This is a genomic window from Vibrio gelatinilyticus, assembly GCF_022836845.1.
Taxonomy (GTDB): Bacteria; Pseudomonadota; Gammaproteobacteria; order Enterobacterales; family Vibrionaceae; genus Vibrio; species Vibrio gelatinilyticus.
In genome coordinates this window covers 16,591-30,974 of the sequence record NZ_JAJNNZ010000024.1, presented here as the reverse complement: position 1 = coordinate 30,974, position 14,384 = coordinate 16,591, and the positions used below count along the sequence as shown (strand labels likewise).

General features: G+C 45.7%; 10 protein-coding genes, 8 tRNA genes and 1 riboswitch. Of the genes, 16 read left to right on the top strand and 2 right to left on the bottom strand.

From position 1 onward, the window contains the following. Positions 1 to 179: 179 nt before the first annotated feature. Positions 180 to 1,529 carry a lysine-sensitive aspartokinase 3 gene (lysC, locus tag LNL84_RS18765; RefSeq protein ID WP_244359303.1) on the bottom strand — a complete coding sequence of 450 codons (1,350 nt, stop codon included), beginning with the start codon at positions 1,527 to 1,529 and terminating at the stop codon, positions 180 to 182. Between the two features lie 100 nt (positions 1,530 to 1,629). Beyond that, a riboswitch (Lysine riboswitch) is annotated at positions 1,630 to 1,807 on the bottom strand. A gap of 195 nt (positions 1,808 to 2,002) precedes the next feature. Here lysC and LNL84_RS18760 point away from each other — a divergent pair. Beyond that, the gene (locus LNL84_RS18760) at positions 2,003 to 3,124 is read left to right on the top strand and encodes a pyridoxal-phosphate-dependent aminotransferase family protein (protein ID WP_244359301.1); all 1,122 of its coding nucleotides are present in this window, start codon (positions 2,003 to 2,005) and stop codon (positions 3,122 to 3,124) included. A gap of 87 nt (positions 3,125 to 3,211) precedes the next feature. Here the strand turns inward: LNL84_RS18760 and mutS are convergent, their stop codons facing one another. Next, positions 3,212 to 5,770: a DNA mismatch repair protein MutS gene (mutS, locus tag LNL84_RS18755; RefSeq protein ID WP_244359299.1), complete on the bottom strand. Its 2,559-nt coding sequence runs from the start codon at positions 5,768 to 5,770 to the stop codon at positions 3,212 to 3,214. Positions 5,771 to 5,855: 85 nt separating this feature from the next. Here mutS and pncC point away from each other — a divergent pair, with 85 nt between their 5' ends. From pncC to LNL84_RS18680, 15 genes are all read left to right on the top strand, one after another. Next, positions 5,856 to 6,359 (top strand): nicotinamide-nucleotide amidase, encoded by a 504-nt coding sequence (gene pncC / locus LNL84_RS18750; RefSeq protein WP_244359297.1) that lies wholly within the window; start codon positions 5,856 to 5,858, stop codon positions 6,357 to 6,359. A gap of 150 nt (positions 6,360 to 6,509) precedes the next feature. After that, positions 6,510 to 7,550 carry a recombinase RecA gene (gene recA, locus LNL84_RS18745; RefSeq protein WP_244359295.1) on the top strand — a complete coding sequence of 347 codons (1,041 nt, stop codon included), beginning with the start codon at positions 6,510 to 6,512 and terminating at the stop codon, positions 7,548 to 7,550. A gap of 81 nt (positions 7,551 to 7,631) precedes the next feature. Next, entirely contained in the window at positions 7,632 to 8,114 is a 483-nt protein-coding gene (gene recX / locus LNL84_RS18740) for a recombination regulator RecX (protein ID WP_244359293.1), read from the top strand. A 127-nt stretch (positions 8,115 to 8,241) separates the two neighbouring features. After that, positions 8,242 to 10,827 carry an alanine--tRNA ligase gene (gene alaS, locus LNL84_RS18735; RefSeq protein WP_244359292.1) on the top strand — a complete coding sequence of 862 codons (2,586 nt, stop codon included), beginning with the start codon at positions 8,242 to 8,244 and terminating at the stop codon, positions 10,825 to 10,827. A 229-nt stretch (positions 10,828 to 11,056) separates the two neighbouring features. Beyond that, a complete protein-coding gene (locus LNL84_RS18730) occupies positions 11,057 to 12,244 on the top strand; it encodes an aspartate kinase (protein ID WP_244359290.1) in 1,188 nt (395 codons plus the stop codon). Between the two features lie 90 nt (positions 12,245 to 12,334). Continuing rightward, positions 12,335 to 12,532 (top strand): carbon storage regulator CsrA, encoded by a 198-nt coding sequence (gene csrA / locus LNL84_RS18725; protein WP_009847619.1) that lies wholly within the window; start codon positions 12,335 to 12,337, stop codon positions 12,530 to 12,532. A 208-nt stretch (positions 12,533 to 12,740) separates the two neighbouring features. Then, positions 12,741 to 12,833, top strand: a tRNA-Ser gene (locus LNL84_RS18720). 51 nt (positions 12,834 to 12,884) lie between these two features. Next, a tRNA-Arg gene (locus LNL84_RS18715) sits at positions 12,885 to 12,961 on the top strand. 35 nt (positions 12,962 to 12,996) lie between these two features. Continuing rightward, positions 12,997 to 13,089, top strand: a tRNA-Ser gene (locus tag LNL84_RS18710). A 65-nt stretch (positions 13,090 to 13,154) separates the two neighbouring features. Beyond that, positions 13,155 to 13,231 (top strand) — tRNA-Arg (locus tag LNL84_RS18705). 39 nt (positions 13,232 to 13,270) lie between these two features. Next, positions 13,271 to 13,347: transfer RNA gene (locus tag LNL84_RS18700), tRNA-Arg, on the top strand. Positions 13,348 to 13,407: 60 nt separating this feature from the next. Continuing rightward, a tRNA-Arg gene (locus tag LNL84_RS18695) sits at positions 13,408 to 13,484 on the top strand. A 39-nt stretch (positions 13,485 to 13,523) separates the two neighbouring features. Continuing rightward, positions 13,524 to 13,600, top strand: a tRNA-Arg gene (locus tag LNL84_RS18690). Positions 13,601 to 13,660: 60 nt separating this feature from the next. After that, positions 13,661 to 13,737 (top strand) — tRNA-Arg (locus tag LNL84_RS18685). A gap of 363 nt (positions 13,738 to 14,100) precedes the next feature. Continuing rightward, entirely contained in the window at positions 14,101 to 14,361 is a 261-nt protein-coding gene (locus tag LNL84_RS18680; protein WP_244359288.1) for an oxaloacetate decarboxylase subunit gamma, read from the top strand. The last annotated feature ends 23 nt before the right edge of the window (positions 14,362 to 14,384 follow it).

The following is a 14,384-nucleotide window of genomic DNA, read 5'->3' as shown; positions in this document are numbered from 1 at the left end:
GATACAGAAGTTGAGTCCCGCTTGAGTGCGAGCCTAGCTACACACCTCTTATACGAATCTTCGACTAATCGCTCCTCAAAAAAGGTGAGGTTCTTTACGTCGATTGTTTCAAGCAACTAGCCAAAATCAAACTAAAAAAAGGCGACATGCCAGCCACCTTTTTTTACATCATGTACTTTTTACTCAAAAAGCTCTTCATGAAGTACTTTTACAGCTTCCTTCGACTCGTCCTCATCAAGTAAGAAACAAAGGTTATGCGGGCTAGCACCGTAGCAAATCATTCGAATGTTAAAATCATCTAAGGCATCAAATACTTCGGCAGCAGAGCCTTTGGTTTCACTCATATTGTTACCGATCAGAGCAATAAGACTTAGACTTTGTTTCACTTCAACATTACACAGTTGTTCCAACTCTTGTTGTGCAGCCTCAGGTAATTCTGGTGCGCCTCCTCCTGTGTCGGTCTGATCGAGTGTTAGAGAGACACTGACTTCTGACGTCGTAACGAGATCAACAGAAATTTTATGTTTGGCAAGTACGGTAAAGACATCGGCGAGGAAACCATAGGCTTGGAACATTCTTGGGTTACGTAACGTCACCATAGTTTGGTTGTTACGAAGCGCTAGAGCACGGAATAAAGGCGCACTCTCAACGGTTTGTCTTACCCATGTTCCACCCTCTAGCGGAGCTTTAGAAGAACCAACAAAAACCGGAATTTGGTGACGTAGCGCTGGTAGTAAGGTTGATGGATGGAGGATTTTAGCGCCAAAGTTCGCCATCTCTGATGCTTCGCTAAAGCTAATTTCAGGAATAGGACGAGCGTTAGGGGCAATTCGTGGGTCAGTCGTGTAAATCCCTGGAACATCAGTCCAGATCTCTAACCCTGAAGCCTCTACGGCTTCAGCGATAAGTGCTGCGCTATAATCACTACCACCTCGCCCCAGAGTAGTTGTCTCGCCGTCATCATCAGAACCAATAAACCCCTGGGTGATAACAACGTGTTTCTGACACAATGGAATCAGAATTTTTTCAGCCTGTTGCTTAGTGGCCTCTATATTGGGTTCTGCTTTCCCATAGTCGCTATCCGTCTTTAGCACTTCACGAATATCAAAACGAACTGCATCTACCCCTTTCTCTCGCATAAGGCGCGCTAGGATGTGCGTCGACATTCTTTCGCCACAAGCCACTAAGTGATCGGTTAGTTTAGGGGTTGGCGCGATGCACGCTGCCTCAGATAAGGTCGCAACTTTTTCTATGAGTGCTTCAACGCGGGCTTCGATCGAGCTGATATCCTCAAGGCTAGCCATAATCTCACTATGGATGGCTTTTAGCTTGCTAACGAGCTCTGCACGCCTATCGCTATCTTTAACGCCGTTGGCGAGTTCTACAAGGATATTGGTCACACCTGAACAGGCGCTGATGACCACTAGTTTGGTTTGTGGGTTATTTACGATGATTTCGGCACAACGGCTCATGGCTTCGAAATTGGCGACGCTTGTACCGCCAAATTTAGCTACATTGAATGCGCTCACAGTGTTTCTCCAGAACTTCCATTAATAGTAGTAAGGTATATAACCTAACGTCCGATGTTTGAAGAGAAAAGATAGAGCAGAGGGGGAATGCGAAAAGTTCAACCTCAGAAGCTCCTCACTAGAAAATCCAGTGACAGTTAAAGGGATTCAGCCCATTTAACCGATAAACTGAATCCAACAACTTCAGTTCATCTCGGCACTGCTCCCCTTCAAATATCTCGTATCGGATTTGTGGATCCACGAAATATATACCTGGGCAGTGCTCCTCTTCTGCTTGATAGCGTATTTATTCAACGTTTTTATAAGACGAATGTCAATTAGGAATATACAAAAAGTCAAAAAAAAACGATATCGTCAATAACAGACTCAATATCAGAGCCTCTTGTTAATTATTTGTTGCAAGGTGGCGTTGTTATGAACGGCCTCATGCTCTACGATGGTATGCCTACATAATAACGAATTAAGGAACGCCAATGACGATTAACAGTTTTATCCCACCACAACGAACTCTAATGGGGCCGGGACCATCAGATATATATCCGCAGGTGTTACATGCGCTAAGTCGCCAGACGATTGGCCATCTAGACCCGCTTTTTATTGGGATGATGGATGAACTGAAATCTTTATTGAAGTATGCGTTTCAGACCGAAAATGAATTTACGGTCGCGATATCGGCTCCTGGTAGTGCTGGAATGGAAGCCTGCTTTGTAAATTTAGTCGAGCCTGGGGATAAAATATTAGTGTGTCGTAATGGTGTCTTTGGTGAGCGTATGCGTGAGAACGTTGTCCGCTGTGGTGGTCAAGCTATTGTTATCGATGATGAATGGGGTTCACCAGTTAGCATAGATAAAGTAGAACAGGCCATACATCAGCATCCAGATGCGAAAATTATCGCCTTTGTGCATGCAGAAACTTCCACTGGTGCATTATCTGACGCTCAAGCAATTGGCGCTCTTGCAAAGCAACATAATATGTTGACGATCGTCGATGCTGTTACTTCGTTAGGAGGCGTTCCTCTACGAGTCGATGAATGGCAACTTGATGCGGTGTATTCGGGTAGTCAGAAATGCTTATCATGCGTCCCCGGATTATCTCCAGTGACCTTCTCCCAAGCGGCAGTCGATGTTATACAATCAAGGAGAGCTCCGGTTCAAAGTTGGTTCTTAGATCAAAGTTTAGTGTTGGGTTATTGGAGTGGCGAAGGTAAACGCAGTTATCACCATACAGCGCCTGTAAACAGTCTTTATGCGCTGCACGAATCTTTGGTCATGCTGAAAAATGAAGGTTTGGAAAATACATGGCAAAGGCATCGTGAAATGCATAATTTGCTAGCGGAAGGACTTGAGGATTTAGGACTTACATTTGTCGTTGATGCTGATTCTCGCTTGCCTCAGTTAAATGCGGTATTTCTGCCAGAGGACTTGGATGACGGCGCAATCCGCAATCAGCTACTCACTGAATATAATCTAGAGATAGGTTCAGGACTCGGTGCGTTAGCAGGAAAAGCTTGGAGAATTGGCTTGATGGGTTACGGTGCTCGCAAGGAAAACGTCGCATTATGCCTCAAAGCGTTAGAGAATGTTTTGAAAGGCTAAGGCTAAGGCTAAGGCTAAGGCTAAGGCTTAATTACGTTAGATTGAATAAGGGCTCCAATGTTGGAGCCCTTTTCGTTTAGTTGTGAATTAAAGAAGCTTCTTCAACCGATAGAGCTCTTCTAACGCTTGTCTCGGTGTTAGGTTATCAGGGTCGATGGAAGATAGCGCCTCCTCTACTTCGCTCGGTTCTGGAATGAGGCTAAGTTGATTTGCAATGTCTACTTGTGTGCCAAGGTGCGCCGGCTCTTGACCTAATTGTTCAAGCTGATTTAATTTTGCTCGAGCATTTTTGATGACGGACTTGGGAACGCCAGCCAATGCCGCTACAGCAAGACCGTAAGACTTACTAGCGGCACCTTCTTGGACGGCATGCATAAAGGCAATACTATCGCCATGCTCCACAGCATCAAGATGGACATTAGCCAAGTTGTCGAGCAAGTTAGGCATCTCGGTGAGTTCAAAGTAATGTGTCGCAAACAGTGTCATTGCAGCTATTTTACTCGCCAGCCATTCCGCACTCGCCCAAGCAAGGGAAAGGCCATCGTATGTACTGGTACCTCGACCAATTTCATCCATTAACACTAGGCTTCGATTCGTCGCATTGTGCAAGATGTTGGCGGTTTCTGTCATCTCAACCATGAAGGTGGAGCGGCCTGAAGCGAGATCGTCAGAGGCGCCAATGCGAGTAAAGATCCGATCGACGTTTCCAATTCGAGCGCTCTCTGCAGGAACATAGCAGCCGATGTGTGCCAGTAGAGTGATCAAAGCGGTTTGACGCATATATGTTGATTTACCACCCATATTAGGACCAGTAATGATAAGCATACGGCGAGCGCTATTTAAAGCTATAGGGTTCGCGATAAACGGTTCGTCCATCACTTGCTCGACCACGGGGTGGCGCCCAGCGAGAATGTCGATTCCCACTTCCGAGGTGAGCGACGGCCTACAGTAATCCAAAGTATCCGCACGTTCAGCTAGGTTTTGCAGGACATCAAGCTGGGAAATAGCAGATGCCAAGTTCTGCAGTTGCTCAAGATAAGGCATCATTAAGTCGAAAAGCTCTTCCCATAGTTTCTTTTCTATCGCCAACGCCTTAGATTTTGAACTCAATACTTTATCTTCATGTTCTTTGAGCTCAGGAATAATGTAGCGTTCCGCGTTTTTAAGTGTTTGACGACGGACATAATGTGGTGGTACCAAATGGCTTTGGCCACGGCTGACCTGAATGAAAAAACCGTGAACATTGTTGTAGCCAACTTTAAGGGTATCAATGCCGTGGCGCTCACGCTCTTCAAGCTCCAGTCGATCGAGATATTCTGTCGCCCCTGCCGCTAATGCGCGCCACTCGTCTAGCTCACGGTTATAACCATCGGCAATGACGCCACCGTCACGAATGACTACTGGTGGATTTTCTTTAACGGCCTTTTCGAGCAGCTCACATAACTCATCACAAGGGGCGGCATATTGAGCTAAGCCTTGTAAATAGCTGTGAGACACAGAGCTTAGCGATACCGAAAGTTCAGGAAGTTGCTGTAATGCATTGCGCAATCGTGCCATGTCACGTGGACGCGCTGAACGTAGCGCTAGGCGCGCGATGATTCGTTCAATGTCACCGATTTGTTTTAGTGTAGGTGATAACTCACTATAACCCGCATCTAACTTAAATTCTGTAATGGCATCAAGCCTAGCATTGAGCGTTTTATTACAACGCATTGGCTGGTGTAACCAGCGTTTTAACATACGGCTGCCCATGGCTGTGGCTGTATGATCGAGTACTTCTGCCAGGGTATTATCATTCCCCCCTGAGAGATTCTGAGTGATCTCTAGGTTTCTTCGTGTAGCGGCATCGAGAATAACCGATTGATCTTGGCTGACTAAAGTAAGTGAGCGAATATGTGGTAGCGCAGTGCGTTGGGTATCTTTCACATACTGGATAAGACAACCAGCCGCGCATAATCCCAAAGTGCATTGTTCAACGCCAAAGCCAACCAGATCACGGGTGCCAAATTGTTGGTTTAGTTGCTGCTTGGCAGTATCGATTTCAAATTCCCATACTGGTCGACGACGGTTGCCCGCGCGATTGGCCATAATATCAACAGGCTCAAAATCTTCTGGGAATAACAACTCTTTAGGCGAAGTGCGTTGCAACTCGGCTAGCATCTCTTCTTCTGTATCCGGCTCACAGAGTTGGAAGCGTCCAGAGGTAATATCTAACGTGGCGTAGCCAAATTTACCATTTTGGTGATAGATTGCCGCTATAAGATTATCAAGGCGCTCAGAAAGCAGAGCTTCGTCAGATACCGTGCCGGGAGTCACGATACGCACTACTTTACGCTCTACCGGACCCTTGCTGGTAGCAGGATCGCCAACTTGTTCACAAATGGCCACAGATTCGCCAAGTTGCACAAGTTTTGCTAAATAACCTTCAACAGCATGAAAAGGTACACCAGCCATTGGGATTGGCTCTCCAGCAGAAGCGCCGCGTTTGGTCAAAGATATATCGAGTAATTGCGATGCTCGTTTCGCGTCATCATAAAATAACTCGTAAAAGTCGCCCATGCGGTAGAACAGCAGAATGTCGGGATTTTCCGATTTGAGTTTCAGGTACTGCTGCATCATTGGAGTGTGTTTTTGTTCCGCTTTCACTGTTTGTATCTTTATCTGTTGATATTGGCGCCTAGGATACGTGAAACTGGACGTAGCGAAAAGCTGCAATTAGAGGATTTGAGTGATGCAAACTATTCAAGAGGTCAGTCTTAATTTGGGTCAGGAGCTTCTCGCTCGTGGTGGCGTTGTTGCTACCGCTGAGTCATGCACTGGCGGGGGGATTGCTGCGGCAATTACGGATATTTCTGGTAGCTCATCTTGGTTCGATAGAGCGTTTATCACCTACAGTAACGATGCAAAAGTCGATATGCTGTCCGTGAATCCTACAACGATAAGGGAACATGGTGCGGTCAGCGAATCCGTTGTCAGAGAAATGGCTGATGGCGCACTTCGCTTCTCAAAAGCAACATTTAGTATTGCGATCAGTGGAATCGCCGGTCCATCAGGTGGCAGTGATGATAAGCCTGTAGGAACCGTTTGCTTTGCATGGGCCAGTGGTGCAGGGTGGCGAAAAGTGGAAACTTGTCATTTTGATGGAGATCGCAGCGCTGTTCGTAAGCAAGCGGTTATGCATGCTTTGTTAATGCTTTATCGCCACGTGATTGAAGATGCACTGAACAGCGAATAAAAGAAAATTTCATACAGCTATGGACACTGTATGAATCAACAGTATAATAACAGTTATTGATGAGTTGAGTCGTGTTGACTTGAATCTACCCTATTTAAACTAAAAACGCTCGAGCGTACGGTCCCAAAGTGGATAATTGTGGAGAAAGTAATGGACGAGAATAAACAAAAGGCGTTAGCCGCAGCTCTTGGTCAAATTGAAAAGCAATTCGGTAAAGGCTCGATTATGCGCCTTGGTGACAATCGCACCATGGATGTTGAAACGATTTCTACAGGTTCACTATCACTGGATATCGCTCTGGGTGCTGGTGGCTTACCAATGGGACGTATCGTTGAAGTCTACGGCCCGGAATCGTCGGGTAAAACGACCTTAACTCTAGAGCTTATTGCCGCAGCTCAGCGCGCTGGAAAAACGTGTGCTTTCATCGATGCCGAACACGCTCTTGATCCTATTTATGCGAAAAAACTGGGCGTAGATATCGATGCTTTGCTTGTTTCTCAACCTGATACTGGCGAGCAAGCATTAGAGATTTGTGACGCTCTAGCGCGTTCTGGTGCGATTGATGTGATGGTTGTCGACTCTGTTGCAGCACTAACACCTAAAGCTGAAATTGAAGGTGAAATGGGCGATAGCCACATGGGTCTTCAGGCGCGTATGCTTTCTCAAGCGATGCGTAAGCTAACGGGTAACTTAAAACAGTCAAACTGTATGTGTATCTTCATTAACCAAATTCGTATGAAGATTGGTGTGATGTTTGGTAACCCAGAAACCACCACTGGTGGTAACGCACTTAAATTTTATGCTTCAGTTCGTCTTGATATTCGCCGTACAGGCTCGATCAAAGAAGGCGATGAGATTGTAGGTAACGAAACACGAATTAAAGTTGTTAAAAACAAGATTGCCGCACCATTTAAACAAGCTGAAACTCAAATTTTGTATGGCAAAGGTTTTAACCGTGAAGGTGAACTGATTGATTTGGGCGTGAAGCATAAGTTGGTTGAGAAAGCGGGCGCTTGGTATAGCTACAACGGTGATAAGATTGGTCAGGGTAAAGCGAACGCATGCAAATTTATGCGAGAGCATCCAGAAGCAGCCGTTGCCATTGATAGCAAACTGCGTGAGATGCTATTGACGCCAGCACAACCAGAAGAGCCAGAAACCGGAGAAATGCCAGCTGAAAAAGAGCTGTAAGCATTTTTAAAAGATAAACAAAGCCTCGCGATGCGAGGCTTTGCTTTTTCAAGCAATTCTAATGGGCCTAGAACCCTCACTATGTACCAAAAACCGCAACGACCGAAACAATCAGTCATAGAAGCCACGATCCAATTGTTGAGCCGAAGAGATCATAGCCAATATGAATTGAGCCAAAAGCTGGCAATGAAAGGGTATGAAGATCCACAAATCGCTCAGGCGATTGAGTTCTGCATTGAACACAATTATCTTGATGATCTTCGTTATGCAAAAAGCCAGATTAGGCAACATGCATATAAAGGCCACGGAGAAAGGCGCATTCGACAAGAACTTTCTCAAAAGCGTGTGACTGAATCAGTGATTGACAGCGCATTAGAGCTGGAGCCTCAAGACTGGTTTGAATTAGCTAAGGCATCAGCGGCTAAAAAGTTTAAGCATGGCCGTGCGCGTGAGCCTAAAGAGTACGCCAAGCAGGTCAGATTCCTTCAATATCGAGGGTTTAGCTTTGAGCAAATTCAATATGCGCTGGAATGTTTAGACGCAAATGACTCGATAAACGACTGATGGTGCTTTAAATACCACCAGTGTGCAGAATTGGCGTACAGCTTTTTTTCTAGAATACTAGGCGAATCCTTACTCATCGGTATACAATGTCGCAAAATTCTAACTTGAATAATTCAGGAAGAGCTGCATGTACATGAGCACAGACGAGGTTCGCAACGCGTTCCTTAAATTCTTTGAGACCAAAGGGCACCAAATCGTAGACAGTTCATCATTGGTTCCCCACGATGACCCTACTTTGCTTTTCACTAATGCCGGTATGAACCAGTTTAAAGATTGTTTCCTTGGTCTAGAAAAGCGTAACTACACCCGTGCCACTACGGCTCAGCGTTGTGTTCGCGCTGGTGGTAAGCATAACGATTTAGAAAACGTTGGCTTCACTGCTCGTCACCATACTTTCTTTGAAATGTTGGGTAACTTTAGTTTTGGTGATTACTTCAAAGAAGATGCGATTTCGTTTGCATGGCAGTTCCTCACAGACACTCTAAAACTTCCTCAAGAACGTTTGCTTGTCACTATCTATGAGACAGACGATGAAGCGTTCGAAATTTGGAATAAGCAAGTTGGTGTGCCAGCGGATCGAATTATCCGTATCGGTGATAAGAAAGGTGGTAAGCCATACGAGTCAGATAACTTCTGGCAAATGGGTGATACTGGCCCTTGCGGACCTTGTACAGAAATCTTTTATGATCACGGTGATCACATTTGGGGTGGACGCCCTGGTACACCCGAAGAAGACGGTGACCGATTCATCGAGATCTGGAACAACGTATTCATGCAGTTCAATCGTCATGCTGATGGCACGATGGAGCCGCTACCTAAGCCATCTGTTGACACCGGTATGGGCATCGAACGTATCTCTGCAATCATGCAAGGCGTGCATTCAAACTACGAAATCGACGTATTCCAAAAGCTTATCAAGGCTGCTGCTGATGTGATTGGATACCAAGACTTGTCTAACCAATCGCTACGCGTGATCGCTGACCACATTCGTTCGTGTTCATTCCTTATTGTTGATGGTGTTATGCCATCAAATGAAGGTCGTGGCTATGTTCTTCGCCGTATTATCCGTCGCGCGGTTCGTCACGGCAATAAGTTGGGCGCGCAAGGCGTTTTCTTCCACAAGCTTGTAGGTACGTTGGCTGAAGTCATGGGCACTGCGGGTGAAGAACTTAAGAAGCAACAAGAGATTGTTGAGAAAGTACTTCGAATCGAAGAAGAAAACTTTGGTCGTACCCTTGAACGTGGTATGACGATTCTAAGTGAAGCGCTTGATAACCTTGGTGACGAGAAAGTCCTTGATGGCGAAACGGTATTTAAGCTCTACGATACATATGGTTTCCCTGCTGACTTAACCAACGACGTTGCGCGTGAGCGTGAACTCTCGATCGATGAAGACGGTTTTGAGAAAGCGATGGAAGCGCAGCGCCAACGCGCACGTGAAGCGGGGCAGTTTGGCACTGATTACAACGCGACAATTAAGATCGATACAAATACTGAATTCTGTGGCTACACGGCTACAGAAGGTAAGAGTACAGTCGCTGCGATGTTTGTTGAAGGCACAGAAACTGAAGCGCTGTCTGCTGGCGATAAAGCGATTGTGGTTCTTAAAGAGACTCCATTCTACGCAGAGTCAGGTGGTCAATGTGGTGATGCTGGCGTGCTCAAAACAGCCGCAGGCCTATTTAAAGTTGAAGATACACAAAAGTTAGGTAACGCGATTGCCCACCACGGTGAGCTTGTCGAAGGTGTTCTAGCGAAAGGTGATGAAGTCACCGCAACAGTTGATGCTGAGCGTCGCGCTGCGATCTCTCTCAACCACTCGGCGACCCACTTATTACACGCTGCACTTCGCACGGTATTAGGTGATCATGTTACGCAGAAAGGGTCATTGGTAAAACCGGATAACCTGCGTTTTGACTTCTCTCACCTAGAAGCCATGACGAAAGCGGAAATCAAAGAAGTTGAGCGCCTAGTTAACGCTCAGGTTCGAACTAATCACGTTATAGAAACCAACGTAATGGACATCGAGTCAGCAAAAGAGAAAGGCGCGATGGCGTTGTTTGGTGAAAAGTACGATGACGAAGTTCGCGTACTGTCTATGGGCGAGTTCTCAACCGAACTGTGTGGTGGTATCCACGCAAGCAATACCGGTGATATCGGTCTGTTTAAGATCAATTCAGAAGGTGGTATTGCGGCAGGCATTCGCCGTATTGAAGCCGTAACGGGTGAAGCCGCACTTGATGCAATCGAAGCTCAAGCGTCTCAGTACGAAGAAAAACTGATCGATGCCGCGGGCAAAGCGAAGTCGTTGGAAAAAGAAATTCAACAGCTAAAAGATAAGCTTGCTAACGTTGAAAGTGCCAACATCATGGGGAAAGTGGAAGAGATTGCAGGTACTCAGGTATTAGTCGCCGCGCTTGAAGGTGCCGACAGCAAAAATCTTCGCACCATGATGGACAACGCAAAGAACCAAATGGGCAGTGGTATCGCATTCATCGCCAACGTTGCTGACGGTAAGATTGGCCTGATTGCTGGTGTAACCAAAGATCTTACTGGCAAAGTGAAAGCTGGTGACTTAGTTAAGATGGTTGCTGAACAAGTTGGTGGTAAAGGTGGCGGTCGTCCAGATATGGCCCAAGCTGGTGGCTCTGATGTCGAGGCATTACCTGAAGCACTGAAATCGATTCGCAGCTGGTTAGAAGAGCGCCTATAGGCTAACTCACTGAAATAACACAATGCCCAGTCATCGTTTGGTGATTGGGCATACTTGTTTTTGGGCTCAACCAATAAGTTTTGACAATCTGATTACGATTTCTTAGCAGATTGTATTATAGATTAACGAAATCACTTCCAAGAGGTGGTTTTCTTAATCTTTAATGGGTATTGAAACAATACTGAAATCAACGGTAAATAGACGAAATGTCTTGGGAAGGTGAAGACGGGTGAAAAGATCATTAATCGTACAAAAGTTTGGTGGAACTTCTGTAGGCACAATAGAGCGCATCCAAGAGGTCGCTCAGCAAATTATTCGTTCAAAGGATTCTGGCCATCAGCTAGTGGTGGTGGTATCGGCAATGTCAGGTGAAACCAATAGGCTAATGTCTCTTGCAAAACAGATAGACAACGTACCGACCGCGAGGGAATTGGATGTGTTGCTTTCTGCTGGTGAGCAGGTGTCGATGGCTTTACTGGCTATGGCGCTTAATCAGCAAGGTTATTCGGCCGTATCGCTTACAGGTTTGCAGGCGCAGATACGAACAAACAATCAACATAATAATGCCACGATTAATGACATCGACACGTCAACCATTGAAGAACACCTTGCCAATGATCAAATTGTGATTGTTGCAGGATTTCAAGGTGTTAATGATAACAATGAAATTACCACCTTAGGTCGTGGTGGTTCCGATACTACGGCTGTTGCGCTGGCGGGCGCATTAAAAGCAAAAGAATGCCAGATTTTTACCGATGTTGACGGCGTCTACAGTTGCGACCCTCGAGTGGTTACCCGAGCCTCCAGAAAAGAGGTGATTGACTTTCCTTCCATGGAATTGATGGCAAGTAAAGGCGCGAAAGTATTGCACTTACCGTGCGTTCAGTATGCGTGGAGACATAACGTACCACTGAGAGTACTTTCAAGTTTTTGCAAAGGAGAGGGAACATTAGTAACGGGTCAGGAGTTCGCTTCACCGGTATCGGGCATCGCTATTCAAAAGTCGATGATCATGTTAGCGTTCCCTCTATCACAGCATGAATTGGTTGCTAAACAGTGCCAAATGCTAGGGATTGAAAATGAATGCTGGGTATTTGACGAGTCGAGTTGTCGTTTAATCGTCAAAGACGACGATCACGATAAGCTGAATTTGATCTTGGCTGATCGCGCAATAGAACAGAAAAAAGTGGCATTGCTCACGATGGTTGGCAACAATGCCTCAGCATTGAGTGCGCAGTCGGTGCGGATTTTGCTCGAAGTGCATTTATCTGTCCTACACTTTTGTGAGCAGCAACACTCATTCACTTTGGTAATGTTGCCAGATACTATCGACAAAGCGGCTAACGTACTGCATGATAAGTACATTGTCACCAATGAAAGGCTGTCAAGTGGCAACAAACAGCTACATCTGGGATAAATAGTTTCGCAATATAGTTACGAAAAGCTAACTTTTGTTAGATAATGTATTTCGTAGCACGAAAATTAGAGATTACTCAAGGAGCAAAGAATGCTTATTTTGACTCGCCGCGTTGGCGAAACATTAATGATTGGTGATGAAGTCACTGTAACCGTACTCGGTGTAAAAGGTAACCAAGTTCGTATTGGCGTAAACGCTCCAAAAGAAGTATCAGTGCATCGTGAAGAGATTTACATGCGCATCCAAGCAGAAAAAGGTAATGGTAATGTTGCACCTGGCAACTACTAATTCCAAACAAAAAGGCTGACAGATTGTCGGCCTTTTTGTTACCACCTAACGTTCAGTATTTTTTTGAATTCCCAACTTTACATAAGTAAAAAGTGTGATTAAGCGACGGTTTGATTAAATTCACAACGGTTGGTCTATTTTTTACTATTTTTGCCAAGAAAATGTTTGACTTATTTTTGGTAAATCGTAATATGTGCCTCCGCAAGACGGTGAGGTGGCCGAGAGGCTGAAGGCGCTCCCCTGCTAAGGGAGTATACGGTTTATAGCCGTATCGAGGGTTCGAATCCCTCCCTCACCGCCATTCTTGCACTGCTTGATTTTATGAAGCAATTCATAAAGGTAAGTAAATGATGCGTCCTTAGCTCAGCTGGATAGAGTACCTGGCTACGAACCAGGCGGTCGGAGGTTCGAATCCTCCAGGACGCGCCACTTCCCTTTGCAAAGGAAGGCGAGCAATACAAAACGGTGAGGTGGCCGAGAGGCTGAAGGCGCTCCCCTGCTAAGGGAGTATACGGTTTGTAGCCGTATCGAGGGTTCGAATCCCTCCTTCACCGCCATTATTGACCTTTGGTCAATTTTTTTGTTCCAACGGAATGAAAACGTGATATAGTTCACACCCCGTGCGCTCTTAGCTCAGCTGGATAGAGTACCTGGCTACGAACCAGGCGGTCGGAGGTTCGAATCCTCCAGAGCGCGCCACAATTTGAAAGTGTTTGATAGCAATATTGAGCATCCCGTGCGTCCTTAGCTCAGCTGGATAGAGTACCTGGCTACGAACCAGGCGGTCGGAGGTTCGAATCCTCCAGGACGCGCCACTTATTAAGGTCTTAGACCCTGATATGATTCCCCTGAAAAGGAAGAGTATCAAAACCTGTGCGCTCTTAGCTCAGCTGGATAGAGTACCTGGCTACGAACCAGGCGGTCGGAGGTTCGAATCCTCCAGAGCGCGCCACAATTTGAAAGTGTTTGATAGCAATATTGAGCATCCCGTGCGTCCTTAGCTCAGCTGGATAGAGTACCTGGCTACGAACCAGGCGGTCGGAGGTTCGAATCCTCCAGGACGCGCCACTTTTTAAGGTCTTAGACCTTGATATGATTCCTCTAAAAGGGAATAGTATCAAAAACCGCGCGCTCTTAGCTCAGCTGGATAGAGTACCTGGCTACGAACCAGGCGGTCGGAGGTTCGAATCCTCCAGAGCGCGCCACTTCTTCAAAACCTTGCTTCGGCAGGGTTTTTTTACATTTAACATTTCATTATCATTTCTATAACTAAATGTTTACAACCTTATGTTTATTAAGGAAATTTGTAGATATTTTAAGCTCGTCTCAGAATTGTCCTGCTAATTTATTTACTTTGTACTCAGTGTAGTGAAAAGCGCTATTTTTGATGGTAATCACAGTAATATGTCGTTCTCATCGCGAATTTTCACTGAAATGACGTTTTATTTACCACTCGGCATTAAACAAAATTGACAAACTTTTACCAATCGAGATAATCCTAGACCTCTTGCAATGGATCGCTCGCAAGATCTATTGCACTTGTCAGGACGACAAAGAAAGGACGCAAAATGATTAATATTGGAAGCCTGCTAGGAGATGCAGCCACCTTAATGGTCACAGGGATGACGGTGGTGTTTGTTTTCCTAACAATTCTCGTTTATCTCGTTCGGTTATTATCGAAGTTGGTACCACAAGAAGTACCTGAGCCGATCGCAGCCTCAAATCAAGCAAAACAAGTTCAACAGTTTGCCTCTAAGGGTGTTAGCCCACAGGTGACCGCCGCAATTACAGCTGCTGTACACCAATACCGCACGGCTGACGCTAAATAGATTGAGTTAAGATTTTAAAAGGA

Excerpts from the sequence above, each read along its gene's own strand:
- LNL84_RS18760 (WP_244359301.1), top strand. The coding sequence starts at position 2,003 with ATGACGATTAACAGTTTTATCCCACCACAACGAACTCTAATGGGGCCG.
- pncC (WP_244359297.1), top strand. The coding sequence starts at position 5,856 with ATGCAAACTATTCAAGAGGTCAGTCTTAATTTGGGTCAGGAGCTTCTC.
- recA (WP_244359295.1), top strand. The coding sequence starts at position 6,510 with ATGGACGAGAATAAACAAAAGGCGTTAGCCGCAGCTCTTGGTCAAATT.
- recX (WP_244359293.1), top strand. The coding sequence starts at position 7,632 with ATGTACCAAAAACCGCAACGACCGAAACAATCAGTCATAGAAGCCACG.
- alaS (WP_244359292.1), top strand. The coding sequence starts at position 8,242 with ATGTACATGAGCACAGACGAGGTTCGCAACGCGTTCCTTAAATTCTTT.
- csrA (WP_009847619.1), top strand. The coding sequence starts at position 12,335 with ATGCTTATTTTGACTCGCCGCGTTGGCGAAACATTAATGATTGGTGAT.
- LNL84_RS18680 (WP_244359288.1), top strand. The coding sequence starts at position 14,101 with ATGATTAATATTGGAAGCCTGCTAGGAGATGCAGCCACCTTAATGGTC.